We start from the raw sequence: 246 nt of genomic DNA, 5'->3' as shown, positions 1-246 counted from the left end.
TAATGAGTTCACGCACTCAATGATCAAAGCCATCAATAACATGATGATGGACATGTTGGCTGCAATTTCTCGAAAAGATTATGAAGACAGACGCCGACGCCAAAAACAAGGTATCGAGAAGACTAAGAAAGAGGGAAGTATCAAGGAAGAAAGCCAGATTTAGAGCTGCATGAAAAAATCTACAAGCTTAGAGTGGGTAACCAGATGAGCATTAATGAGACAGCCAAAATGATAGGCGTCTCAGCG

The 246-nt window shown here is 41.5% G+C and carries 1 pseudogene; it reads left to right on the top strand.

Annotated features, from left to right (window positions below):
* Window positions 1–246: pseudogene (locus A3712_RS21470) on the top strand (recombinase family protein); the annotation flags it as partial.

The organism is Vibrio sp. HI00D65, from assembly GCF_001635455.1.
Lineage (GTDB): Bacteria > Pseudomonadota > Gammaproteobacteria > Enterobacterales > Vibrionaceae > Vibrio.
The sequence above is the reverse complement of the archived record's forward strand: the minus strand, read 5'-3'. Positions and strand labels throughout refer to the sequence as shown.